We start from the raw sequence: 22,791 nt of genomic DNA, 5'->3' as shown, positions 1-22,791 counted from the left end.
CCATCTTGTGTATAATGATAGAATCGTATATAAGGGAGTTGATGGCCATCAATATACAATGGTATCCGGGCCATATGACCAAGACCCGCCGCATGATCGGCGAGAACCTGAAATATGTGGACCTGGTGGCAGAGATCGTGGACGCCCGTATCCCGGTATCCAGCCGGAACCCGGACATCGACGATCTGGTGGGGAGCAAGCCCCGCATCATCATCCTCAACCGGGCCGACCAGGCCGACCCCGCCATGAACAAGATGTGGGGAGACTGGTTCCGGGCCCAGGGCTATACGGTGTTGGAGACCAGCGCCAAGGACGGAAAGGGCGTCAGCCAGTTCTCTGCGGCCGCCAGGACCGCTCTGAAGGATAAGCTGGAGCAGTGGAAGGCCAAGGGTCAGGTAGGGCGGCCGATCCGCGCCATGATCGTAGGCGTGCCCAATGTAGGCAAGTCCACCTTTATCAACCAGGTGGCCAAACGGAAGTCTGCCAAGGCAGGCGACCGTCCCGGCGTCACCCGCGGCAAGCAGTGGGTGGCAGTGGATGCCTCCATGGACCTGCTGGACACCCCAGGCATCCTCTGGCCCAAGTTTGAGGATCAGTCCGTTGGACTGAACCTTGCCTTCACTGGTGCGGTGAAAGATGAGATCATGGATATCGAGACTTTGGCCTGCCATTTCATGGATCTGCTCAACCATCGTTATCCGGAGGCATTGGGCCGGTACAAGATCCAGGCCGACCCTGACGCCCAGGGCTGGGAATTGCTGGAACGGGCCGCCCGCAAGCGGGGCTTCCTGATCTCCGGTGGTGAGCCGGACACGGAGCGGATGGCCAAGATCCTGCTGGATGAGTATCGGGGCGGCAAGCTGGGCCGCTTCACGCTGGAGGGGCTTGAGGATCTGACTAGGTCGGAAGAAGGCGGTACGGAGGCGCTCGATGACAGAGCAGACTGATCTGTGGGCTATCGAGCGGGCACTCCGGGCACAGGGGCATGTGCGGATCTGCGGCTGTGATGAGGCGGGAGCCGGCCCTCTGGCCGGTCCGGTCTATGCCGCCGCAGTGATCCTGCCCGACGGGCTGACGATCCCCGGTCTGGATGACTCCAAAAAGCTCACCGCCAAGAAGCGGGACGCCCTCTTCGATGTCATCCGGTCACAGGCGCTGGCATGGGCCGTGGCTTCGGTAGACGCGGCGGAGATCGACGCCACCGACATCCTCAGCGCCCGGATGAAGGCCATGCAGTTGGCCATCGACCAGTTGGACCCTGCTCCCGGATTTACCCTCATCGATGGAAACCGGGACAAGGGGAGGAGCGCCGCCATCACGACGCCGCATCAGACGGTGGTCCACGGGGATGGTCTCAGCGCCAGCATCGCGGCGGCTTCCATCCTGGCCAAAGTGAGCCGGGACCGCTGGATGATCCAAGCGGCGGAAACGTGGCCGGAGTATGAGTTCGAGAAGCACAAGGGCTACGGTACCAAGCGGCACTATGAGCTCCTGCGGGAGCATGGCCCCTGTCCCATCCATCGCCGGACCTTCCTGAAACACCTATGAGCGGCGGGACCCGGGATGAGAAGGGCCGCTGGGGCGAAGCGGTGACGGCGGACTGGCTGCGCAGGCAGGGGGCCGTCATCCTCGCAGAGCGATGGCGGTGCCGCTGGGGCGAGATCGACCTCATCGCGGAGGACGAGACGTTCCTGCGCTTCGTAGAGGTGAAGCTTCGTGGGGGCGGCGGGACCGCTTCCGGCCTGGAGGCGGTGGACCGGCGGAAGCAGGCCCGCCTGAGGACCACAGCGGAGCTCTATTTGAGCGAGCATCCGACGGAGAAACAGCCCCGGTTCGATGTGGCGGAGGTGTATGCGCCCCACGGCATGGAGCGGGAGACTGCTTCCATCATCTATATCGAGGATGCGTTCTGAGCGGACTGGCCGCATGGGGCGCATCGAGGAGGAAAAAGTGGAATGGGTATGGATCTGTTCGACGGACACTGTGACACGATGACCCGGTGCTACCGTTACGGATACGGCATCAAGGAGAATTTCGGCAATCAGGACCTGACCCGGGCGGAGTACATCGGGAAGTGGGGGCAGTTCTTCGCGCTCTTCGCGGACGAGGTGCTCAAGCCCGGGGTCACCCGGCGGGACGTGTTCCGAGCAGAGCACGCCATCTTCCAGCGGGAGATGGCGCTCAACAAAGACCGGATCGTCCAGTGCCGGACGGGAAAGGAGGCACAGGCGGCCTTTACCGCCGGCAAGCGGGCAGCCTTCCTGTCCATTGAGGGCGCGGACCTGATCGACTGCACACTGGATGGGCTCCAGGAGGCGTGGGAGATGGGCGTGCGCGCCATCAACCCCGTCTGGAACGCGGCCAACATCCTCTGCGGCACTACAGAGGATGAGGTGGACAAGGGCCTTACTGCTGAGGGCAAGGCGTTCGTGAAGAAGATGACCGAGCTCCATATGCTGGTGGACGTGTCCCATATGTCTGATCCGGGCTTCTGGGACGTGGCGGAGCTGGTGGAGGGCCCTTTCATGGCGAGCCACTCCTGCTCCCGGACCCTGTGCGATCACGTACGGAACCTGACAGACGATATGTTCCGTGAGATCATGCGCCACAACGGCGTGGCTGGCATCAACATGTACCGTACCTTCCTGGGCGAACCCACGACGGTAGACACCGTGGTGGCCCATATCGACCACTTCCTGTCCCTAGGCGGTGAGAAGAACGTATGCATGGGCGGCGACTTGGACGGCTGTTACGATGAGATGCCCGATGGGATCGACGGGATCCAGGACATGAGCAAGATCTATGACCGGATGCTGCAGAAGAATTATAAGGAAGATCTGGTCCACGCCATCTTCTTCGACAACATGATGAGGGTAGTGAACGAAGTATGTACTATGTAAGCACGAGAAACAAGGGCACCAAGAAGCTTGCCGCGGAAGCCATCGCTCAGGGACTCTCCCGGGACGGCGGACTGTTCACCCCTGAGGTGTTCCCCAAGCTCTCCGGCAATGCGCTGGAGACCATGCGCGATATGTCCTATCAGCAGCGGGCAGTCTATGTGATGAAGCCTTTCCTGGACGATTTCACGGTCTCTGAACTGACGGCCTATGCCAAGCGGGCCTATGGCGACAACAAGTTCGATGTGAAGGAGGTCGCTCCGGTCCGTCAGGTGGACGACGGCACCTACTGTCTGGAGCTGTGGCATGGCCCCACCTGTGCCTTTAAGGATATGGCGCTCCAGATGCTGCCCCATCTCCTGGTGGGTTCCCTGACCAAGAACGCGGAGGAGAAGACCGCCTGCATCCTGGTGGCGACCTCCGGCGACACCGGAAAGGCCGCTCTGGAGGGCTTCCGGGATGTAGACAAGACCCGTATCCTGGTGTTCTACCCCCATGGCGGCGTCTCCGCGATCCAGGAGCTCCAGATGCTCACCCAGCAGGGCAAGAACATCGGTGTCTGCGCTGTGGAGGGCAACTTCGATGATGCCCAGTCCGGTGTGAAGCGTCTCTTCTCTGATGAAGAACTGCGGGAGACGCTGGCTGAGCGGGGATATTTCTTCTCTTCCGCCAATTCCATCAACTGGGGCCGGGTGCTCCCGCAGGTGGTCTACTATGTCTCCGCCTATTGTGACCTGCTCCGGGACGAGAAGATCCAACCCGGACAGAAGGTCAATGTCTGCGTCCCCACCGGCAACTTCGGTGACATCCTGGCCGCCTTCTATGCGCGGGAGATGGGCGTGCCTCTGGGACGCTTCATCTGCGCCTCCAATCAGAATAAGGTCCTCACAGACTTCATCCGGACCGGCATCTATGACCGGAACCGGACCTTCTACAATACGATCTCGCCCTCTATGGACATCCTGATCTCCTCCAATCTGGAGCGGATGATCTTCGAGTTCACCGGCCGCAGTGATGCGGAGGTCCGCAGCTATATGGAGCAGTTGGCCGGACAGGGCCGCTATGAGGTCAGCGACTCCGTGCGGGCCCGTTTCCAGGAGAACTTCTCTGCCGGCTTCTGCGACGATGATCAGACCCGGGCCATGATCGCTAAGCTGTGGAACGAGAAGAGCTATCTGACCGACCCTCATACCGCTGTGGCGTTCCATGTGCTGGAGGAGTACCGGGAGAAGACCGGGGACGACACCCCGACGCTGGTGGTGTCCACTGCCAGCCCCTTCAAGTTCTGTTCCGATGTACTCACCGCGCTGGGGGAACAGGACATCGCTCAGGGCACCGACGTGATCGCCCAGTTGGCCGCCAAGACCGGCGTAGCGGCGCCCGCGCCTCTGGCCGGTCTGGAGCACCTGAAGAGCCATGCGCCGCTGCTCAGCACTCCGGCGGATATGGAAAAGACCGTCCTGGACTTTCTGTCCTGATCCGGCCGGAAAGCGGGTGGATGCGTGGCATTGTACGCATTGGGGGACACGCACCTGTCCCTGACCGTCAACAAACCCATGGACGTCTTCGGAGGCGCTTGGACCGGATATGTAGACAAGCTCCGAGAGGGACTGAGCGTCCTGCGGGAGGAGGACACCCTCGTCCTCTGCGGTGATATCTCCTGGGGCATGAGCCTGGAGCAGGCGGAGGCTGACTTCGCTTTCCTGGACGCATTCCCGGGCCGCAAACTGATCCTCAAGGGGAACCACGATTACTGGTGGAACAGCGCGGCCAAGATGGAGCGTTTCTGGGCGGAGCACGGCTTTTCTACTCTGCATATGCTCCACAACAACGCCTATGAGTATGGCGGCTTCGCCCTCTGCGGGACCAGAGGCTGGTTCTATGAGGAGGACGCCGGCGGCCATGACGAGAAGGTCTTTCGGCGGGAGCTGATCCGGCTGGAAGCCTCTCTGAAGGCGGCGGGGGAGAGACGGAAGCTCTGCTTCCTCCACTACCCGCCCCGGTATCAGGGCTATACCTGTCCGGAGATCATCGCGCTGATGGAGCAGTATGGTGTGGAGCAGTGCTTCTACGGTCATCTCCATGGCGGGAGCCACCGCTTGGCGGTGGAGGGACGGAATGGCTCTGTGGAGTATCATTTGGTGGCCGCGGACTATCTCCAATTCCGTCCCTACCGGATCTGCGACTGAAAAAGAAGCATTCTGTGGAAATATTTTTGAAATAAGACTGGAAATCTGTCTGGATCTCTGGTACAATCAAACAGATAGTGCAAAAGAGACTGCCGGTAGCAGCAGATCTGACTGCCCCGCAGTCGATAGGAGGAAGTAACAGCATGAATGTAAAGAATGTCGAGAAGCAGGATAAGAGCATGGTCGAGCTGACCATCGAGGTGGGCCACGACGAGTTCGAGGCCGCTATCGAGAAGGTCTATAAGAAGCAGAAGGGCAAGATCAGCGTCCCCGGCTTCCGCAAGGGCCATGCATCCCGCAAGATCATCGAGGGCATGTACGGCTCCGGTGTCTTCTACGAAGATGCCATCAACGAGATTTATCCCGATGCCTACACCAAGGCCATCGAGCAGGAGAAGCTGGATGTCGTGGCTTGGCCTCAGGTCGAGATCCAGGAGGTCGGCAAGGACGGCTTCACCTTCAAGGCGAAGGTCACTGTGCGTCCTGAGGTCAAGCTGGGCGAGTACAAGGGCCTGACCGCGGAGAAGGAGGCGGTCACCGTCACCGATGAGGACATCGAGAACGAGCTCAAGCCCTACATCGACCGCGCCACCCGCGCTGTGACCGTGGAGCGTGAGGCCAAGATGGGCGACACCGTCGTCATCGACTTCGAGGGCTTCAAGGACGGTGTGCCCTTCGAGGGCGGCAAGGCTGAGGGCTTCAGCCTGGAGCTGGGCTCCAAGACCTTCATCCCCGGCTTCGAGGATCAGTTGGTCGGCACCAAGGCTGGCGACGAGAAGGATCTGAACGTGACCTTCCCTGAGGACTATCAGGCCAAGGAGCTGGCCGGCGCCCCCGTGGTGTTCAAGGCCAAAGTCCACGAGGTCAAGGAGAAGCAGGTCCCCGCCATCGATGACGAGTTCGCCAAGGACGTGTCCGAGTTCGACACTCTGGCCGACCTGAAGAAGGACCTGGGCGAGAAGCTGAAGGCCCGCCGCGAGGAGTCTGCCCAGAACGCCTACGAGAATGCGCTGATCGAGCAGGTCATCAACAACATGGACGTGGAGATCCCCGATGCCATGGTGGACTATGAGGCCGAGAAGCTGGTCAACAACTACGCCCAGCGGATCACCGCTCAGGGCATCGCCTTCGAGCAGTATCTGGCCATGATGGGCATGACCGTGGACCAGATGAAGGCTCAGGCCAAAGACAGCGCCCTGAAGCAGGTCCAGAGCGATCTGGCCCTGAGCGCCATCGTGGAGGCCGAGAAGATCGAGGCTTCTGACGAGGATGTGGACGCTGAGATCAAGCGTCTGGCTGAGCAGTACAAGATGGGTGAGGAGGATCTCCGCAAGGCGCTCATCATCGACGACCTGAAGAAGGACATCTGCCGTCAGAAGGCCGCCCATGTGGTGTTCGACAACGCCAAGGCTGGCAAGGCTCCCGCGAAGAAGAAGGCTCCCGCCAAGAAGAAGGCCGAGGGCGACGCCGCTGAGGGCGAGGAGAAGCCTAAGCGCACCCGCAAGACCACGAAGAAGGCGGAGGAGAAGACCGAGGAGAAGACTGAGGGCTGATAGCCTTCTGCCGCGCGAGGGCGGGAAGATAGGACCTTTCCGCCCTCCCACTCTTTTTGGTATGATCCGACAGGCCGGTGGGTATACTCTGTGTGTGAGTGCCTCCGGCCCGGAGAAGGAAGGCCGGACGTGCCGACCGGAAGAAAAGGAGTACCGAGATATGAGCTTAGTTCCCTACGTCGTAGAGCAGACCAACCGTGGCGAGCGGTCCTATGATATCTTTTCCCGCCTGCTGAACGACCGCATCATCTTCCTGGGGGAAGAGGTCAATGCCACCACCGCCAGTCTGGTCGTGGCCCAGATGCTCTATCTGGAGGCGCAGGATCCGGACAAGGATATCCAGTTCTACATCAACAGCCCCGGCGGGTCCGTCACGGATGGCATGGCGATCTATGACACCATGCAGTACGTGAAATGCGACGTATCCACCATCTGCGTGGGCATGGCAGCCAGCATGGGCGCGTTCCTGCTGTCCTCCGGCACGAAGGGCAAGCGCTTCGCCCTGCCCAATGCGGAGATCATGATCCATCAGCCCTCCGCGGGTACTCAGGGACAGGTGACTGATATGGCCATCCATCTCAAGCGCCTGGAGATCATCAAGAAGCGCCTGAACCGCATCCTTGCCGATAACACCGGCAAGCCCATCGAGGTAGTGACCGCCGACTGCGAGCGTGACAACTTCATGTCTGCCGACGAGGCCGTGGCCTATGGCCTGATCGACAAGGTCATCACCAGCGACAACAAATAACGCGGGGGAGCGGGGGAGGACATCCGCCCGCTCCTTTTTCCGCACTTTGGATCAGGCATATCCTGCCTGTGACTGAGGTATCGAATCATGGCTAAAAACGACGAACAAAAATCAGTCCGCTGTTCTTTCTGCGGCAAGCGCCAGGAACAGGTCGAGCGGATCATCGCCGGTCCCGGGGCCTATATCTGCAACGAGTGTGTCCACCTGTGCATGAGCATCCTGGATGACGGCTATGCGTCTGGAGAGGAGCAGATGGATCCGCTGGAGGTCCCTGATGTGATCCCCACCCCCAAGGAGATCCGCACGGTGCTGGACCAGTATATCATCGGTCAGGAGGAGGCCAAGGTGGCGCTCTCCGTGGCGGTGTACAACCACTATAAGCGGATCTACTTCGGCGGCGGCGAGGACGTGGAACTCCAGAAGAGCAATATCCTGCTGATCGGCCCCACTGGCAGCGGCAAGACCCTCTTTGCCCAGACTCTGGCCCGGATCCTGAAGGTCCCCTTCGCCATCGCCGACGCCACCACTCTTACCGAAGCCGGCTATGTGGGCGATGACGTGGAGAACATCCTCCTGCGTCTGGTCCAGGCCGCCGACTACGACATCGAGCTGGCGGAGCGCGGCATCATCTATGTGGATGAGATCGACAAGATCGCCCGGAAGAGCGAGAATACCTCCATCACCCGTGATGTGTCCGGCGAGGGCGTCCAGCAGGCTCTGCTGAAGATCCTGGAGGGCACTGTGGCCAATGTGCCGCCTCAGGGCGGCCGGAAGCACCCCCATCAGGAGTTCATCCAGATCGATACGAAGAACATCCTCTTCATCTGCGGCGGCGCGTTCGACGGCATCGAGAAGATCATCGAACAGCGTCTGGACAAGAAGAGCATCGGCTTCGGCGCTAAGATCGAGAGCAGGAAAGAGCGGGACACCGCCGCCATCTATAAGGAGATTCAGCCCCACGACCTGCTGAAGTTCGGCATCATCCCGGAGCTGGTGGGCCGACTGCCGGTCCTCACCGCACTCCAGGCCCTGAGCCGGGAACAGCTGGTGCAGATCCTGACACAGCCCAAAAATGCGCTGGTCAAGCAGTATCAGAAACTGTTGGAGTACGATGATGTGGATCTGGAGTTCCAGCCCGAAGCTCTGGAGGCCGCCGCCGACAAGGCGATCGAGCGCGGCATCGGTGCCCGCGGCCTGCGCGCTGTCCTGGAAGAAGTCATGACGAAGGTCATGTACGACGTACCCTCTGATCCTACGATCGACAAGGTGACGATCACGGCGGAGAGCGTCCGTGACCACGCTGAGCCTCAGGTGGAGCATGACCCCAGCCGGACGGAGCGTCCCCGTCTGGGCGGCACCTCCCTCCGAGCGGAGCAGGGCGGCACTCCTGCCCAAGGGAACGTGTCGTAAGACGACGGACAACGATAGATGAGATCGGATGACGGGGCGGGGGATTCTCTCTCGCCCCGTTTTTCACACGACTTTCCATGAAGGGAAGTGTATCAAATGACTGAACAAGCAAACGAGATCCAGACGACGGTCCTGCCAGCGCTGGCTCTGCGGGGCATGACGGTATTCCCCACGATGATGCTCCATTTCGATGTGGGCCGGGACATTTCGGTGAAGGCGCTGGATGAGTCCATGACCTCCGGACAGCCGATCTTCCTGACCGCGCAGAAAGAGATCACTGTGGAGGCCCCAAAAGAGAAGGATCTGTTCCGCGTCGGTACCATCTGCAATGTGCGGCAGATCCTGCGTCTGCCCGGAGACAATATCCGGGTCATGGTAGAGGGCGTTGCCCGCGGCCGGATGCATCAGCTCCCCCAGCTCACCCCCTATCTGAAGGCTGAGGTGGAAGAGATCCGGCCGGAGGAGCCGGTCCGCCGGTCGGCCAAGACCGAGGCTTTGATCCGGCAGACCTATGAGCTCTTCGAACGCTATGTGGAGCTGGCACCCAAGATGACTCCCGACCTCCTCCTCAACCTGGTCTCCAGTGAGGACCCCGGATACATCGCCGATTACATCGCTCAGAACATCGTCATGAGGACCGGCGATAAGCAGTCCATCCTGGAGGAACTGCGTCCGGTCCGCCGACTGGAGAAGCTCTATCAGCAGCTCAGCCAGGAGCTGGACGTGCTGGAGCTGGAGCTGACCATGCAGGAGCGGGTCCGGGAGGGGATGAACCGCAACCAGCGGGACTACTACCTCCGGGAGCAGCTCAAGGTCATCCAGCAGGAGCTGGGGGAGGGCGAGCAGGGCTCCGACAGTGAGATCCTGGAGTACCGGGAAAAGATCGCCAAGGCCAAGCTCCCCAAGGAAGTGGAAGAGAAGCTGATGAAGGAGACCGCCCGGCTGGAGAAGCAGCCCTTCGGCTCCGCAGAAGCCACCGTCCTCCGGAACTATCTGGATGTTTGTCTGGAACTGCCTTGGAACAAAAAGACCAAGGAGCGTGTGGATGTGGCCGCGGTCCGTAAGGCATTGGACAGCGACCACTATGGTCTGGAGAAAGTCAAGGAGCGTATCCTTGAGTTCGTGGCCGTGAAACAGCTGGCACCGGAACTGAAGGGGCAGATTATCTGCCTGGTAGGCCCTCCTGGCGTGGGCAAGACCTCCATCGCCATGTCCATGGCCAAGGCTATGAACCGAAAGCTGGCCCGGATCTCTCTAGGCGGCGTCCATGATGAGGCTGAGATCCGCGGCCACCGGAAGACTTACATCGGCGCCATGCCGGGACGTATCATCGCCGGGATCCGGCAGGCGGGCAGCTCCAATCCGCTCCTCCTGCTGGACGAGATCGACAAGCTGGGGGCCGACCACCGGGGAGACCCGGCGGACGCTCTGCTGGAGGTCTTGGACGGAGAGCAGAACAGCACCTTCCGGGACCATTTCCTGGAGGTCCCTTACGATCTGTCTGACGTGCTTTTCCTTACTACGGCCAACACGCTGGATACCATCCCCCGGCCTTTGCTGGACCGGATGGAGGTCATCGAACTCCCCAGTTATACCGATGAGGAGAAGCTCCAGATCGCAAAGCGGCATCTGCTTCCTAAGGAACTCAAGCGTCATGGCCTGAAAAAGACCCAGCTCAAGCTCACCGACGGAGCCATCCGTGAGATCATCACTGGCTATACGAAGGAGTCCGGCGTCCGTGTGCTGGAGCGCCGTCTGGGTGCCGTATGCCGGAAGGCCGCCATGCGAGTGGTGTCAAATGGTGTAAAGTCTATCCACATCACAGGTGATGGCCTGGAAGAGTTCTTGGGTATCCGCCGTTATCATCCAGAGCGCCTGCCCAAAACGGAGCAGGTGGGTCTAGTCAATGGTCTGGCCTGGACCAGTGTGGGCGGTGAGCTTCTGGAAGTAGAGGTCAATGTAGTGCCTGGAACGGGCAAGCTGGAGCTCACCGGAAATCTGGGCGACGTGATGAAGGAATCCGTCCATGCGGCCTACTCCTATATCCGCAGTAAGGCGGACCGGTTGGGTATCCCCACTGATTTCTACCAAAAGAAGGATATCCACGTCCACTTCCCGGAGGGGGCGGTCCCAAAGGATGGCCCCTCTGCCGGTATCGCCATCACGACTGCTATGGTCTCTGCGCTGACTGGGATGCCGGTCCGGCGGGAGCTGGCAATGACAGGCGAAGTCACTTTACGGGGCCGTGTCCTAGCTATCGGCGGTCTGCGGGAAAAGACTATGGCGGCCATGCGAAACGGCATCCGCACCGTGATCGTCCCCGCGGAAAATGAACGGGATCTGGAAGAGATTGACCAGACGGTCCGTGCCGCGCTCCATTTCGTCTTGGTAGACCAGGTGGATGAGGTCCTGGCCCAGGCCCTCGGTCTGGAGCTGGCCCGGGAGGATGGTGCCACGACCGCCATCCCGACGGAGGCGCCTGCCGGGACCGCCGGCATCGCCATCCATCAATAAGGCGTGTCATCAGAAGAGAAGGTGTGTGTATGGCATTGAATCTGAACAATGCGGAGTTCCTCCGCTCTGCCGCTAAGGCGGCGGACTTTCCCCGGGACGGTCTGCCTCAGGTGGTCTTTGCCGGACGGTCCAACGTGGGCAAGTCTTCGGTGATTAACAAACTGCTCAACCGGAAGAATTTCGCTCGGGTGGGTTCGGCTCCGGGCAAGACGACCCACATCAACTATTTCCTCATCGACCGGAAGCTCTATCTGGTGGACCTGCCCGGTTATGGCTATGCCAAGGTCTCCCAAGCGGAGAAGGCCCGCTGGGGTCGGCTTATCGAGAGCTGGTTCGCGGATCCGACACTGATGACTCTGGGCGTGCTCATCGTAGATGCCCGGCACAAGCCTACGGCGGATGACTGCATCATGGCAGATTGGTTCAAGGGGAGCGGCCGTCCCTTCACGGTGGTGGCCAACAAGCTGGACAAGCTGAAGAAAAGCGAGATCGAGCCCAATTTGGCTCGTATCCGTGAGACGCTCGACCTTGCAGATGATGTAAAGGTCATCCCCTTTTCGGCGGAGAAGGGGGAGGGGCGCCAGGACCTCCTGGATGCGATCTTGGATCACCAGACGCTTTGATCCGCGGAGGCGGGGGCGGCATGCCGCCCCCGCCTTGTGTTTTCAGCGGATAACTGGTATAATATGCATCGAACGAAACGGCGGCAGGTCGGTGAGGAAGTCCTCCTGCCGAGAGCGCCGATCAGGAGGGCCTGACTTTTGGGAAGCTTCACAGAATTTTTTCGACATCTGGATCTGGACGGTCTGCTCTGGCTGGTCGTGCAGGCACTGGCCGTCCTGATCTGCCTGACGGTCCATGAGACCTGTCACGGCTTGGCTGCGCTGGCACTAGGCGACCCTACAGCCAAGAGGGCCCATCGGCTGTCCCTCAACCCACTGCGCCACATCGATCCCTTCGGTGCAGTGATGATGCTGACCGTGGGGTTTGGCTGGGCTAGACCGGTGCCGGTGGATATGCGTTACTTCAAACACTCGAAGAGCGGCATGGCTCTGACGGCTCTGGCCGGACCGGCCTCCAACATGGTGCTGGCTTATGCGGCCCTGCTCCTGCGGGCGGCGCTGACCGCAGTGTCGTATTATGCGATGCCCGGTGGAAGCGGAGCTTTGGACTGGTTCTTGGATCTCCTGCTGATCACGGCGACTCTGAGCGTAGGCCTTGGCATTTTCAATCTGATTCCATTCCCGCCGTTGGATGGAGCTAAGATCGTGGGCGGGCTCCTGCCCGACCGGGCCTACTACGGCATCATGCGCTATGAGCGGATGGGGACGATCGTTCTCATGCTCCTGCTGTGGAGCGGCGTGATGGATGGTCCTCTGGACGCCGCTCGAAGCTGGGTCTTCGATCTGCTCTTCCGGAGCTCCAGCTTCCCGTTCTACTGGCTCCAGAGCCTGCTGGCATAAGGAGGGCGGACCATGGAGAGCCCGATCTATCATCTGGAAGGCGTGGTCAAGTCCCGCAGCGAGGAGCGGGAGGACTTCGACGGGCCCTTGGATCTGATCCTCCATCTGTTGAGCAAGAACCGGATGGAGATCCGGGACATCCAGATCTCGCTCCTGCTGGAGCAGTACATGGCCTGGATGGACCGGCGGAAACGCATGGATCTGGAAGTGGCCAGTGAGTTCGTGACCATGGCGGCACAGCTGGTGTTCATCAAGACGCGGATGCTCCTGTCCATCCAGGACGAGGAGGCTCTGTCCGAGATGGAACAGCTCATGGCCTCTCTGGAGGCTCATCAACGCCAGGAACAGCGCACCCAGGTCAAGGCAGTGATGCCTGATCTGGAGCGGCGCTGGACGGTGGGCCGGGACTATATCGTCAAGCCGCCGGAAGCGCTCCCGATGGACAAGATGTATCGTTATGTCCATGAGAAGGAAGAATTGTACCGTGCCGTCCGTGCGGTCCTCTCCCGGACGGGAGGATCGCTCCCGCCGCCTATGCGGGCCTTTGAGGGCATCGTGGGCCGTGAGCCGTATCCCGTGGCAGAGAAGGCGGCAGAGCTTCTGAGCCGCCTGCTCCGGAACGGTGTGACCCGCTTTCGGGCTCTGTTCCAGGGGAGCCAGAGCCGTTCTGAGGTCGTGGCCACCTTTTTGGCAGTCCTGGAGCTGTGTAAGGCTCGGCGTCTGCTCCTAGCCGGGACGGAGCAGGAATGTACGGTCACAGTGCTGACCGGGCCGCCGGATGAGGAGAGGAGGGAGCCGGATGGCGTTCAGTGAGATCGAGGCGGCCGTGGAGAGCATCCTCTTCGCCGCCGGGGATCCGGTGGGCGTAGAGCGACTCTGCCTCGCGCTGGAGATCAGTCGGGCGGACGCAGACGCGGTGTGCCGGAAGATCGCGGACCGGTACCGTTATGAGCGGCGGGGGATCCGGCTGGTGAAGCTGGGCACCGCCTATCAGCTTTGCTCTGCACCGGAACATGCGGATGCAGTCCGGAAGGCGCTGGAGGCCCGCCGTCCGGCCAAGCTCTCTCAGACTGCACTGGAGGTGCTGGCCATCGTGGCTTACTTCCAACCGATCACCCGAGCAGACATCGACCAGATCCGCGGCGTGGACAGCTCTTACACAGTCTCTATGCTGGCAGAACGGGACCTGATCGAAGAGGCCGGGCGTCTGGCCGTTCCAGGACGTCCGATTCAATATCGGACCTCACAGACCTTCCTGCGGACCTTCCATCTATCTGGTCTGGAGGATCTGCCGGATCTGCCCGGCGTATCGGCGGAGGAGGGACAGGTCACCATGGATATGGAGACCCGCCTGGCTAAGCTCCGGACCGAACAGCAGGAGGAAGAGACGGTGGGACCATGAGACCATGGCTGGTACTTCTGGTGATCCTGGTGGTACTCTATCTGCTCTCCCGGTTGCGGCTGGGCATCATGGGGCAGGTCATGGACAGCTCGTTCCGGGCCTGGGTCAAGGCAGGACCGATCCGTATCCAAGTCTATCCATCCAACAGGAAGCAGACAGGACCAGAGGTGCACAAAAAGCGGGGCTGCCGTGAAGGCCGTGGCCGGAAAGATCAGGCCGAGAGTGGGGAGAAGTCCGGAGCGGCATCTCTGCTGTCCGAAACACTGGGGGAGATGCCCCCGGCCCAGCTTCCGGCTCTGGCCCGATGTTTCCTGCCGGTGATCGGCCGGGCGGCGGGACGGCTGACCGATCAGATCCGAGTCGGCCCGGTCCACTTGGATATCCATGCCGGCGACGAGGATCCCGGGGACACTGCCCTCCTCTACGGCGGCATCAACGGGGCTCTAGGGATACTGTTCCCTATTTTGGAGCAGAATTTCGACTGTAAGGACTGCCATATCCGTACGGAGGCGGCGTTCCAGTCAGAACGGACGATGATCGCCGGAGACTTCGATATCTCTATGACGCTGGGACAGCTCCTGCTGTTCGGCCTGTGGCTCCTGCGCACATTGCCGGCCGCAGCGAAGGCATGGCGGGAGATCCGGGATGGGGAGACCACATCAGAACGAAAGGAAGGGGAACATCATGGAAAATAAGATCGGCGATCTGCTGAACAGCACCATGCAGAAGATCCGGGAGATGGTAGATGCCAACACCGTCATCGGAACGCCCATCCAGGCGGGGGAGGTCACGATCGTACCGATCTCCCGCATCAGTGTGGGCTTCGCCTCCGGTGGGAGCGAATTCTCGACCAAGCATCAGAAGCCGGATGGTCAGAACTCGTTCGGCGGAGGCGGCGGCGCCAGTGTGAAGGTGACGCCGGTGTCCTTCCTGATCGTCAAAGGGGACTCTGTGCGTCTCATGCCGGTGGATCCGCCTGCCTCAAGCACGGCAGACCGTGTGGTGGAGTTGGTCCCGGAGATCATAGACCGGATCAGCTCCTTCTTAGATGAGCAGAAGGCCAGACGGGAAGAAGAGAAGGACGAGATCCGCTTCTGATCTGTCAGGCATGGAACGACACGGTCCGGGGCATACTGCCATCATCCTTTCGATCGGGGTGACAGCGTATGAAACGGCTCCTGACCTCCTGCCTGCTGGCGGCGTTTTTTATGGGGACAGCGATCCCGGCGGTGGCCTCTGCCGCCCCGTCTATATCGGCGGAGGCGGCGATCTTGGTGGACGGGAGCTCCGGGCGGGTACTCTATGCCTATCACGCGGAGGAGGAGCGCCCCATCGCCAGCATCACCAAACTCATGACAGCGCTGGTGGCGGTGGAGTCCACGCCGCTGGATCGGTGCATCCGGATCCGTGGGGAGTGGACCGGCGTGGAGGGTTCCTCCATGTATCTGGAGACCGGAGAGACGCTGTCATTGGAGGAGCTCCTCTATGGACTCCTCCTTTCTTCCGGCAACGATGCCGCTCTGGCGGTGGCAGGGGGATGCGCCGGAGATGTGGACCGCTTCGTGGACTGGATGGACCAGCGGGCGGCGGACCTGGGCATGGAGCATACCAAATTCTCCAGCCCGAGCGGGCTCCAGGATGAGGGGAACTGGTCCACCGCCCGGGACATGGCGGTGCTGGCCCGGGCGGTCTTGGCAGACGAGCGTCTGCGGACTATCGTGGCCACCAAGACGATCACGCTGGGAGAACGCACACTGCGGAACCACAACAAGCTCCTCTGGCGCTATGAGGGCTGCATCGGCCTCAAGACGGGCTATACCGATCGGGCAGGACGTACGCTGGTCTCTGCGGCGGAGCGGGACGGGCAGACACTGATCGTCGTCACCCTCTCCGACCGGGACGACTGGACCGATCACGCCGCCCTTCTGGACTATGGGTTCCAGGAATGGCCCAGCCATCTGCTGGCCCGGGCGGGGAAGGTGGCAGGACGGCTCCCTGTGACGGGCGGACTGGTCCCCGCAGTGCCCATCGAGACTTACAGCGAAGTGGCATATCCACTGACGGCTGAGGAATCGGTGCGGGTGGAGGCAGTCCTGCCGTCCCAACTGGAAGCTCCTGTCCAGGCAGGGGCGATCGTAGGGGAGCTTCGCTTCTCTTTGGAGGGGACGCCGATCGGCCGGACCTATCTGGTCTGCGGCCGGGACGTACTGGAGGACCGTCCAGAGCAGAGCTTGGCATCCCGGCTCATGGACTGGCTCCAAGGCGGAGCGGACCGAAAAAGGAGCGGGGAAGAGATGACTGCCGCCATATGGGAGCCGATCCGGCTCCCATATGGCGGGAAGGGAGCGGATAGACCATGGAAGAACGCCTGCAAAAGATCCTGTCTGCGGCGGGGGCGGCCTCCCGCCGGACAGCGGAGGGGTACATAACGGCGGGCCGGGTGACGGTGAACGGCGTGCGGGCCGCTTTGGGAGACAAAGCCGACCCGGACCGGGATGAGATCTGTCTGGATGGAACGCCGCTTCGGAAAGCAGAGCGGCGGACGTATCTCATGCTCAACAAGCCCCGAGGCTTCGTGACCACGCTCTCAGATGAGAAGGGACGGCGGACCGTGGCGGAGCTGGTCTCCGGCTGTGGGGCACGGGTCTGGCCGGTGGGGCGGTTGGACATGGATTCAGAAGGTCTGCTCCTGATGACGGATGATGGGGACTTGACCCATAAGCTCCTCCATCCCAGTCATGAGGTGGAGAAGGAGTATCATGTTTGGGTGCGAGGCGATGTAGAGAACGCCCTTCCGATCCTGCGCGGACCCATAGAACTAGACGGCATCCCGCTCCATCCGGCAGGAGTGCATCTTTTGCGGACCAATGAGCGGGGGAGCATCCTCTCCGTCGTCATCCATGAGGGCCGGAACCGGCAGGTCCGGCGGATGTGCTCGCTGGCCGGGTTAGAGGTGTCCCGTCTGCGCCGGGTCCGTGAAGGAAAGGTCCTGCTGGGAGCGCTTCCGGTGGGGCGCTGGCGCGCACTGACCAGTGGAGAGCTCCAGACCCTGATGGGCCGATGACGGCATTTTGCAAGTAAAAAGGGAAGTCTTGCAAAAAAGGCTTGAAAAATCCCGAAATCGCCGCTATATTATTAGAAAGATAGATATAGATGGGGCAGTCTTGTCTGCCCCACGAAAGAATAAGCCGTAAACAGCAGGCGCGGCGGAACGGAGGCGCTATATGCCTAAAGACATCCTGTCCTCGATCCAGAGCGAGATGAGTTCTTTCTCCAAGGGACAGAAGCTGATCGCACGCTTCATCCTCGACTCCTATGATAAGGCGGCCTTCATGACCGCCAGTAAGCTGGGCAAGACCGTGAACGTCAGTGAGTCTACCGTGGTGCGTTTCGCTGCCGAACTGGGCTATGACGGATATCCTGCCATGCAGAAGGCCCTGCAAGAGATGATCCGTAGCAAGCTCACCTCTATCCAACGTATCGAGGTAAGCAACGATCGGATCGGCGATCAGGATATCCTGTCCATGGTCATGCAGTCCGATATGGAGAAGATCCGCATGACCCTGGAAGAGGTGGACCGGGAGCGCTTCAGCCGTGCAGTGGACGCGATCGTGTCTGCCCGGCGGGTGTATATCCTTGGAGTCCGTTCCGCCTCCGCCATTGCCAGCTTCTTGGCGTTTTATCTGAATCTGATCTTCGAGGATGTGGTCCATATCAACAGCACCTCGGTGAGCGAGGTGTTCGAGCGGCTCCTGCATATCGGGCCGGAGGACGTGATCATCGGCGTCAGTTTTCCCCGGTATTCCAGCCGAACGGTGAAGGCCATGGAGTTCGCCCGGGACCGGGGAGCTCAGGTGGTGGCCATCACCGACAGCGAGACCTCTCCGTTGGCGGCCATCGCGGCCCATACCCTGTTGGCCAAGAGCGATATGGCTTCCTTCGTGGATTCGCTGGTCGCTCCCCTGAGTTTGGTGAACGCCCTCATCGTAGCTTTGGGCCGCAAGAAGAACAGCGATATCTCGGAGAACTTCGGCCGTCTGGAAAAGATCTGGGACGAGTACGGCGTCTATGAGAAAGCAGACCGATAACGTGCGATCGACGCAGAATGGAGAGGTCTTTTTGACCAACGATATCATCGTGATCGGCGGGGGAGCGGCGGGTATGATGGCCGCTCTCACCGCCGCGGACCTTGGATGCTCGGTGCTCCTGCTGGAGCGGAACGCCAAGGTGGGACGCAAGCTGTACATCACCGGAAAAGGGCGGTGCAACGTGACCAACGACTGCCCTCCGACAGACGTCCTGCAAAATGTGCCCAGAAACCCCAAATTCCTCATGAGCGCCGTCACGCGCTTCCCACCGGAGGCCGTGAAGGCGTTTTTTGAGGGCTTAGGCGTCCGCCTCAAGACCGAACGCGGAGGACGTGTATTCCCCCAGAGCGACCGTGCGGCTGACATCATCGACGCCCTGTTCCTGGATCTGCGCCGAAAGCGGGTGGAGATCGTGGAGGACCGGGCCCGGTCTCTCCTGACAGACGCGGATGGACATATCACTGGCGTCCGTGGCGAACACGGGAGTTATGTTGCCCGCGCGGTGGTCTTGGCGACCGGCGGCGCGTCGTATCCTCTTACCGGCTCCACGGGAGATGGCTATGAGATGGCCGCGGCAGTAGGGCATACGATCCTGCCACCCAGACCCTCTTTGGTCCCGTTGGCGGCAGAAGGTGAGGACTGCGGGAAGATGCAGGGCCTGTCCCTGCGCAATGTGGCGGTGAAGGTCCGGGACCAGAAAAAAAAGATCGTCTATGCGGCCCAGGGCGAGATGTTGTTCACCCACTTCGGCCTATCCGGCCCTCTCATGCTCAGTGCCAGCGCACATATGCGGGACTTTGGGAAGAGCCGCTACCATCTGCTCATTGACCTGAAGCCGGCTCTGGATGAGGAGAAGCTGGACCAGCGGCTCCTGCGGGACCTGAGTGAGAACGCCAACCGGGACTTCCGCAATGTGCTGGAGGGCCTCCTGCCCCGGCTCATGGTGCCTGTGGTGCTGGAACGCACCGGTATCCCGGGAGACACCAAGGCCAACTCGGTGACGAAGGGGCAGCGCCGCTGCCTGCTGGAGCTTCTGAAGGGCTTCCGGGTGGATATCGCCGGGCCACGCCCGATCGAAGAAGCGATCGTCACCTCCGGCGGCGTGAAAGTCTCGGAGGTGGATCCCCATACCATGGCATCCAAGAAGGCGCCTGGCCTTTTCCTGGCGGGAGAGCTGTTGGATGTGGATGCCTATACTGGCGGCTTCAACCTCCAGATCGCCTGGGCCACTGGTCGGGCGGCGGGAGAGGGAGCGGCCCGATCTCTGGAAATGACGGAAGGAGCGGAATAAGGATATGGGATTCAAGAGCGTCGCCATCGACGGCCCCTCCGGGGCGGGGAAGAGCACGCTGGCCCGTCAGGTAGCTCAGGCGATGGGATACCTCTATGTAGATACGGGCGCGATCTATCGGACGCTGGGTCTGGCGGTCCTGCGGGCCGGGATCGCGCCGGAGGACACGGTCGGAGTGGTGGATCTGTTGGGGCGGATCTCCATCGACCTGGGCCATGGAGACGATGGGCTCCAGCATATGTATCTGGATGGAGAGGATGTGAGCTCTGCTATCCGGGAACCGGAGGTCTCCAAGTGCGCCTCCGGCGTATCTGCGATCCCGGCGGTCCGCGCTTTCCTGATGGATATGCAGCGGAATCTGGCCCGGCGGCAGAATGTGATCATGGACGGCCGGGACATTGGTACCGTGGTCTTGCCAGACGCAGACGTGAAGATCTTCCTGACAGCTTCCCCGGAAGCCCGTGCCCGCCGCCGCTGGGACGAACTCCATGCAAGAGGGACCAAGGTAGACTATGAGACGGTCCTCCGGGATATCGTCGCCCGGGACGAGCGGGACATCCATCGGGACACCGCGCCCCTGCGGCAGGCGGAGGACGCCGTAGCCGTAGATACGACGGATATCGGCCTGGAAGAGAGCTTCCAGCGCCTGCTGAACGTGGTGCAAAAGGGGGTGGGGGCGTGAGAGGCTGGTATATCTTTCTCTACAGCATCGTCTATCCCTTCTTCAATCTGGTCCATCCGGGACGGCCCATCGGCCGGGAGAACATCCCGGACGGCCCCGTGATGATTTGCTGCAACCACACCAGCGACAGCGATCCCCTTTTCCTCTGTTATGCCTTCACCCTCAAGCATCAGCTCCGGGCCATGGCTAAGATCGAACTGATGCGGGTGCCGGTAGTGGGGTGGCTCTTGTCTAAGGCCGGCATCTTTGGAGTGGACCGGGGCAAGAACGACATCGGCGCGGTGAAGCAGGCGATGAAGTATCTGCGCTCCGGCGAGAAAGTCCTGATCTTCCCGGAGGGCACCCGGGTCCGGGAGAGTCGGGGCGATGTGAGCCATCCCAAGGCCGGAGCCGCCATGCTGGCCGTCCGGTGCGGCGTGCCTATCCTGCCGGTCTATGTGCCGGAGCATAAGAACTGGTTCCGACGGACTCCAGTGGTGATCGGTGAGCCCTATATGCCTACAGTTTCCACCCGAAAGGGCACTCAGGAAGAGTATGAGGCCATCACTGCCGACCTGATGGATCGGATCCACAAGTTGGGAGAGCGAGCCAAATGAGCAGAGTCACATTGGCCAAGTCTGCCGGGTTCTGCTACGGAGTCAAGCGTGCCGTGCGGATGGCAGAGGAGGCCGCAGTCTCCGGGAGGCCATGCGTCATGCTGGGACACATCATCCACAATGGGAGCGTGATCGGGAAATTGGAGGCGTCCGGCATCCGGACGATCCAGTCGCCAGCAGAGGTCCCGGATGGGACGGCTGTGATCATCCGCTCCCATGGGGAGAGCCGCAGTGTTTATGAAGAGCTGGTCCGCCGGGGGGCAGAGCTGATCGACACCACCTGTCCCAATGTATCCAGGATCCATCGTTTGGTGGCGCAGGCAGAGGATGAGGGGCGCGTCCCTGTCATCATCGGTACGCCGGACCACCCGGAGGTCATCGCGATCGCAGGCTGGTGCCGCCGTCCAGTGGTGCTGGAAGGTCCCGAAGCTCTGGAAAAGTGGCTGGAAGAGGACCCAAAGCGGTCTGGAATGCCCATCACGATGGTCTCTCAAACCACCTCAACACAAAATAAATGGAATTTGTGCGTCCAAACGGCAAAAAAAGTGTGTACAAATTTCAAAGTTTTTGATACAATATGTAATGCTACGTGTGAACGACAGAGTGAGGCTCAGGAGTTGGCCGCTCGGAACGACGCCATGATCGTCATCGGCGGGCGGGAGAGTTCCAATACCAAACGTCTCACCGAGCTTTGCGCGGCCCTCTGCAAGACGGTCTGCTGGATCGAACGGGCAGAGGACTTGGAACCTTCCGACCTGTATGGGAAGGCTTCTATAGGAATCACCGCGGGTGCGTCAACTCCCGGGTGGATTATAAAGGAGGTCTATGACAAAATGAGCGCAGAAAACATGGAGATCGAGGAATCCTTTGCTGAGATGCTGGAGAAGTCGATCAAAACTTTGAATACAGGGGAGAAGGTCACCGGCGTCGTTACTGATATCACGCCTACTGAGATCTATGTGGATCTGGGTACCAAGCATGCCGGATACATCCCGGTGTCCGAGCTGAGCGACGACCCCTCTGTGAAGGTCGAGGACATCGTGAAGGTCGGCGACGAGATCGAGACTTACGTCATGCGCGTCAACGATCAGGAGGGTGTCGTCACCCTGTCCAAGAAGCGTCTGGATGCCGTCAAGAACTGGGACGACATCGAGCAGGCCAAGGAAGATCAGACTGTGGTCGAGGGCACTGTCACCGAGGAGAACAAGGGCGGCGTCGTCGTCAATGTGAAGGGTGTGCGCGTGTTCGTGCCCGCTTCCCAGACCGGTCTGCCCCGCGACGCGGCCATGTCCGAGCTGGTCAAGCAGCACGTCCGTCTCCGCATCACCGAGGTCAACCGTGCCCGCCGCCGCGTGGTGGGCTCCATCCGCGCTGTGGCCGCCGCTGAGCGCGCTGAGAAGGCTGCCAAGGTCTGGGAGGAGATCGAGGACGGCAAGCACTATACCGGTACCGTGAAGTCCCTGACTTCCTACGGTGCTTTCGTGGACATCGGCGGCGTGGACGGCATGGTCCACATCTCCGAGCTGTCTTGGAGCCGTATCAAGCACCCCTCCGAGGTGGTGAAGGTCGGCGATACTGTGGACGTGTATGTCATCTCTGCCGATAAGGAGAAGAAAAAGATCTCCTTGGGCATGAAGGACCGCAGCGAGGATCCCTGGGCCAAGTTCACCTCCACCTATGACGTGGGCGATGTGGCCAATGTGAAGGTGGTCAAGCTGATGACCTTCGGTGCCTTCGCTGAGATCGTTCCCGGTGTGGATGGTCTGATCCACATCTCTCAGATCGCTGACCATCGGATCGACAAGCCCGGCGATGTGCTGAGCGAGGGCCAGATGGTGGATGTGAAGATCACTGATATCGACTTCGAGAACAAGAAGGTCTCCTTGTCCATCCGTGCTCTGCTGGAGGAACGCGGCTCTGACGAGGCTGACGGCGAGTAAATTTTACGATATCCATAC

Annotated in this window: 23 protein-coding genes; all 23 read left to right on the top strand. The window is 60.8% G+C overall.

The window, feature by feature from the left end; all coding sequences use genetic code 11:
- Positions 1 to 47 precede the first annotated feature (47 nt).
- The 23 genes from ylqF (at position 48) to KQI12_RS04235 (ending at position 22,773) form a co-directional block, all read left to right on the top strand.
- Positions 48 to 947, top strand: coding sequence for a ribosome biogenesis GTPase YlqF (ylqF, locus tag KQI12_RS04345; RefSeq protein ID WP_216571468.1), 900 nt, complete (start codon positions 48 to 50; stop codon positions 945 to 947).
- The gene (locus KQI12_RS04340; protein WP_216570855.1) at positions 931 to 1,548 is read left to right on the top strand and encodes a ribonuclease HII; all 618 of its coding nucleotides are present in this window, start codon (positions 931 to 933) and stop codon (positions 1,546 to 1,548) included. Before ylqF ends, KQI12_RS04340 begins: the two co-directional genes overlap by 17 nt.
- Positions 1,545 to 1,913 carry a YraN family protein gene (locus tag KQI12_RS04335; RefSeq protein WP_216570854.1) on the top strand — a complete coding sequence of 123 codons (369 nt, stop codon included), beginning with the start codon at positions 1,545 to 1,547 and terminating at the stop codon, positions 1,911 to 1,913. Before KQI12_RS04340 ends, KQI12_RS04335 begins: the two co-directional genes overlap by 4 nt.
- A 42-nt stretch (positions 1,914 to 1,955) precedes the next feature.
- The gene (locus tag KQI12_RS04330) at positions 1,956 to 2,900 is read left to right on the top strand and encodes a dipeptidase (RefSeq protein WP_216570852.1); all 945 of its coding nucleotides are present in this window, start codon (positions 1,956 to 1,958) and stop codon (positions 2,898 to 2,900) included.
- Positions 2,888 to 4,375: a threonine synthase gene (gene thrC / locus KQI12_RS04325; RefSeq protein WP_216570850.1), complete on the top strand. Its 1,488-nt coding sequence runs from the start codon at positions 2,888 to 2,890 to the stop codon at positions 4,373 to 4,375. Before KQI12_RS04330 ends, thrC begins: the two co-directional genes overlap by 13 nt.
- Positions 4,376 to 4,399: 24 nt before the next feature.
- Positions 4,400 to 5,086 (top strand): metallophosphoesterase, encoded by a 687-nt coding sequence (locus tag KQI12_RS04320; protein WP_216570848.1) that lies wholly within the window; start codon positions 4,400 to 4,402, stop codon positions 5,084 to 5,086.
- 143 nt (positions 5,087 to 5,229) lie between these two features.
- Positions 5,230 to 6,639, top strand: coding sequence for a trigger factor (gene tig / locus KQI12_RS04315; RefSeq protein ID WP_216570847.1), 1,410 nt, complete (start codon positions 5,230 to 5,232; stop codon positions 6,637 to 6,639).
- A gap of 160 nt (positions 6,640 to 6,799) precedes the next feature.
- The gene (locus KQI12_RS04310; protein WP_216570846.1) at positions 6,800 to 7,387 is read left to right on the top strand and encodes an ATP-dependent Clp protease proteolytic subunit; all 588 of its coding nucleotides are present in this window, start codon (positions 6,800 to 6,802) and stop codon (positions 7,385 to 7,387) included.
- 87 nt (positions 7,388 to 7,474) lie between these two features.
- On the top strand, positions 7,475 to 8,797 hold the full coding sequence (gene clpX / locus KQI12_RS04305; RefSeq protein WP_216570845.1) for an ATP-dependent Clp protease ATP-binding subunit ClpX: 1,323 nt from the start codon (positions 7,475 to 7,477) through the stop codon (positions 8,795 to 8,797).
- Between the two features lie 96 nt (positions 8,798 to 8,893).
- A complete protein-coding gene (gene lon, locus KQI12_RS04300; RefSeq protein WP_216570844.1) occupies positions 8,894 to 11,311 on the top strand; it encodes an endopeptidase La in 2,418 nt (805 codons plus the stop codon).
- Between the two features lie 29 nt (positions 11,312 to 11,340).
- On the top strand, positions 11,341 to 11,934 hold the full coding sequence (yihA, locus tag KQI12_RS04295; protein ID WP_216570843.1) for a ribosome biogenesis GTP-binding protein YihA/YsxC: 594 nt from the start codon (positions 11,341 to 11,343) through the stop codon (positions 11,932 to 11,934).
- Between the two features lie 138 nt (positions 11,935 to 12,072).
- Positions 12,073 to 12,774 (top strand): site-2 protease family protein, encoded by a 702-nt coding sequence (locus KQI12_RS04290; RefSeq protein ID WP_216570841.1) that lies wholly within the window; start codon positions 12,073 to 12,075, stop codon positions 12,772 to 12,774.
- Positions 12,775 to 12,786: 12 nt separating this feature from the next.
- Positions 12,787 to 13,587 carry a ScpA family protein gene (locus KQI12_RS04285; protein WP_216570839.1) on the top strand — a complete coding sequence of 267 codons (801 nt, stop codon included), beginning with the start codon at positions 12,787 to 12,789 and terminating at the stop codon, positions 13,585 to 13,587.
- A complete protein-coding gene (scpB, locus tag KQI12_RS04280) occupies positions 13,574 to 14,176 on the top strand; it encodes an SMC-Scp complex subunit ScpB (RefSeq protein WP_216570837.1) in 603 nt (200 codons plus the stop codon). Before KQI12_RS04285 ends, scpB begins: the two co-directional genes overlap by 14 nt.
- Complete coding sequence (locus tag KQI12_RS04275; protein WP_216570835.1) at positions 14,173 to 14,871, top strand: DUF2953 domain-containing protein; 699 nt, start codon at positions 14,173 to 14,175, stop codon at positions 14,869 to 14,871. Before scpB ends, KQI12_RS04275 begins: the two co-directional genes overlap by 4 nt.
- Positions 14,861 to 15,274 (top strand): GerW family sporulation protein, encoded by a 414-nt coding sequence (gene ytfJ / locus KQI12_RS04270; protein WP_216570834.1) that lies wholly within the window; start codon positions 14,861 to 14,863, stop codon positions 15,272 to 15,274. Before KQI12_RS04275 ends, ytfJ begins: the two co-directional genes overlap by 11 nt.
- Positions 15,275 to 15,342: 68 nt before the next feature.
- Entirely contained in the window at positions 15,343 to 16,605 is a 1,263-nt protein-coding gene (locus KQI12_RS04265) for a D-alanyl-D-alanine carboxypeptidase family protein (RefSeq protein ID WP_216570833.1), read from the top strand.
- Positions 16,533 to 17,240, top strand: coding sequence for a pseudouridine synthase (locus tag KQI12_RS04260; protein ID WP_216570832.1), 708 nt, complete (start codon positions 16,533 to 16,535; stop codon positions 17,238 to 17,240). Before KQI12_RS04265 ends, KQI12_RS04260 begins: the two co-directional genes overlap by 73 nt.
- A gap of 160 nt (positions 17,241 to 17,400) precedes the next feature.
- Positions 17,401 to 18,264, top strand: a complete 864-nt coding sequence (locus KQI12_RS04255; protein WP_216570831.1) for a MurR/RpiR family transcriptional regulator — start codon at positions 17,401 to 17,403, stop codon at positions 18,262 to 18,264.
- Entirely contained in the window at positions 18,245 to 19,555 is a 1,311-nt protein-coding gene (locus tag KQI12_RS04250; protein WP_216570830.1) for an NAD(P)/FAD-dependent oxidoreductase, read from the top strand. The genes KQI12_RS04255 and KQI12_RS04250 overlap by 20 nt, the downstream gene beginning before the upstream one ends.
- A gap of 4 nt (positions 19,556 to 19,559) precedes the next feature.
- Positions 19,560 to 20,237 (top strand): (d)CMP kinase, encoded by a 678-nt coding sequence (gene cmk / locus KQI12_RS04245; RefSeq protein WP_216570829.1) that lies wholly within the window; start codon positions 19,560 to 19,562, stop codon positions 20,235 to 20,237.
- Entirely contained in the window at positions 20,234 to 20,833 is a 600-nt protein-coding gene (locus KQI12_RS04240; RefSeq protein WP_371817949.1) for a lysophospholipid acyltransferase family protein, read from the top strand. Before cmk ends, KQI12_RS04240 begins: the two co-directional genes overlap by 4 nt.
- Positions 20,830 to 22,773 carry a bifunctional 4-hydroxy-3-methylbut-2-enyl diphosphate reductase/30S ribosomal protein S1 gene (locus KQI12_RS04235; protein ID WP_216570828.1) on the top strand — a complete coding sequence of 648 codons (1,944 nt, stop codon included), beginning with the start codon at positions 20,830 to 20,832 and terminating at the stop codon, positions 22,771 to 22,773. The genes KQI12_RS04240 and KQI12_RS04235 overlap by 4 nt, the downstream gene beginning before the upstream one ends.
- The last annotated feature ends 18 nt before the right edge of the window (positions 22,774 to 22,791 follow it).

This window comes from Pseudoflavonifractor sp. MSJ-37 (assembly GCF_018917965.1).
Lineage (GTDB): Bacteria > Bacillota > Clostridia > Oscillospirales > Oscillospiraceae > Pseudoflavonifractor_A.
The sequence above is the reverse complement of the archived record's forward strand: the minus strand, read 5'-3'. Positions and strand labels throughout refer to the sequence as shown.

Coding starts and splice junctions, on each gene's coding strand:
- KQI12_RS04340 (WP_216570855.1), top strand. CDS start 931: ATGACAGAGCAGACTGATCTGTGGGCTATCGAGCGGGCACTCCGGGCA.
- KQI12_RS04335 (WP_216570854.1), top strand. CDS start 1,545: ATGAGCGGCGGGACCCGGGATGAGAAGGGCCGCTGGGGCGAAGCGGTG.
- KQI12_RS04330 (WP_216570852.1), top strand. CDS start 1,956: ATGGGTATGGATCTGTTCGACGGACACTGTGACACGATGACCCGGTGC.
- thrC (WP_216570850.1), top strand. CDS start 2,888: ATGTACTATGTAAGCACGAGAAACAAGGGCACCAAGAAGCTTGCCGCG.
- tig (WP_216570847.1), top strand. CDS start 5,230: ATGAATGTAAAGAATGTCGAGAAGCAGGATAAGAGCATGGTCGAGCTG.
- KQI12_RS04310 (WP_216570846.1), top strand. CDS start 6,800: ATGAGCTTAGTTCCCTACGTCGTAGAGCAGACCAACCGTGGCGAGCGG.
- clpX (WP_216570845.1), top strand. CDS start 7,475: ATGGCTAAAAACGACGAACAAAAATCAGTCCGCTGTTCTTTCTGCGGC.
- lon (WP_216570844.1), top strand. CDS start 8,894: ATGACTGAACAAGCAAACGAGATCCAGACGACGGTCCTGCCAGCGCTG.
- yihA (WP_216570843.1), top strand. CDS start 11,341: ATGGCATTGAATCTGAACAATGCGGAGTTCCTCCGCTCTGCCGCTAAG.
- KQI12_RS04285 (WP_216570839.1), top strand. CDS start 12,787: ATGGAGAGCCCGATCTATCATCTGGAAGGCGTGGTCAAGTCCCGCAGC.
- scpB (WP_216570837.1), top strand. CDS start 13,574: ATGGCGTTCAGTGAGATCGAGGCGGCCGTGGAGAGCATCCTCTTCGCC.
- KQI12_RS04275 (WP_216570835.1), top strand. CDS start 14,173: ATGAGACCATGGCTGGTACTTCTGGTGATCCTGGTGGTACTCTATCTG.
- ytfJ (WP_216570834.1), top strand. CDS start 14,861: ATGGAAAATAAGATCGGCGATCTGCTGAACAGCACCATGCAGAAGATC.
- KQI12_RS04265 (WP_216570833.1), top strand. CDS start 15,343: ATGAAACGGCTCCTGACCTCCTGCCTGCTGGCGGCGTTTTTTATGGGG.
- KQI12_RS04260 (WP_216570832.1), top strand. CDS start 16,533: ATGGAAGAACGCCTGCAAAAGATCCTGTCTGCGGCGGGGGCGGCCTCC.
- KQI12_RS04255 (WP_216570831.1), top strand. CDS start 17,401: ATGCCTAAAGACATCCTGTCCTCGATCCAGAGCGAGATGAGTTCTTTC.
- KQI12_RS04250 (WP_216570830.1), top strand. CDS start 18,245: ATGAGAAAGCAGACCGATAACGTGCGATCGACGCAGAATGGAGAGGTC.
- cmk (WP_216570829.1), top strand. CDS start 19,560: ATGGGATTCAAGAGCGTCGCCATCGACGGCCCCTCCGGGGCGGGGAAG.
- KQI12_RS04235 (WP_216570828.1), top strand. CDS start 20,830: ATGAGCAGAGTCACATTGGCCAAGTCTGCCGGGTTCTGCTACGGAGTC.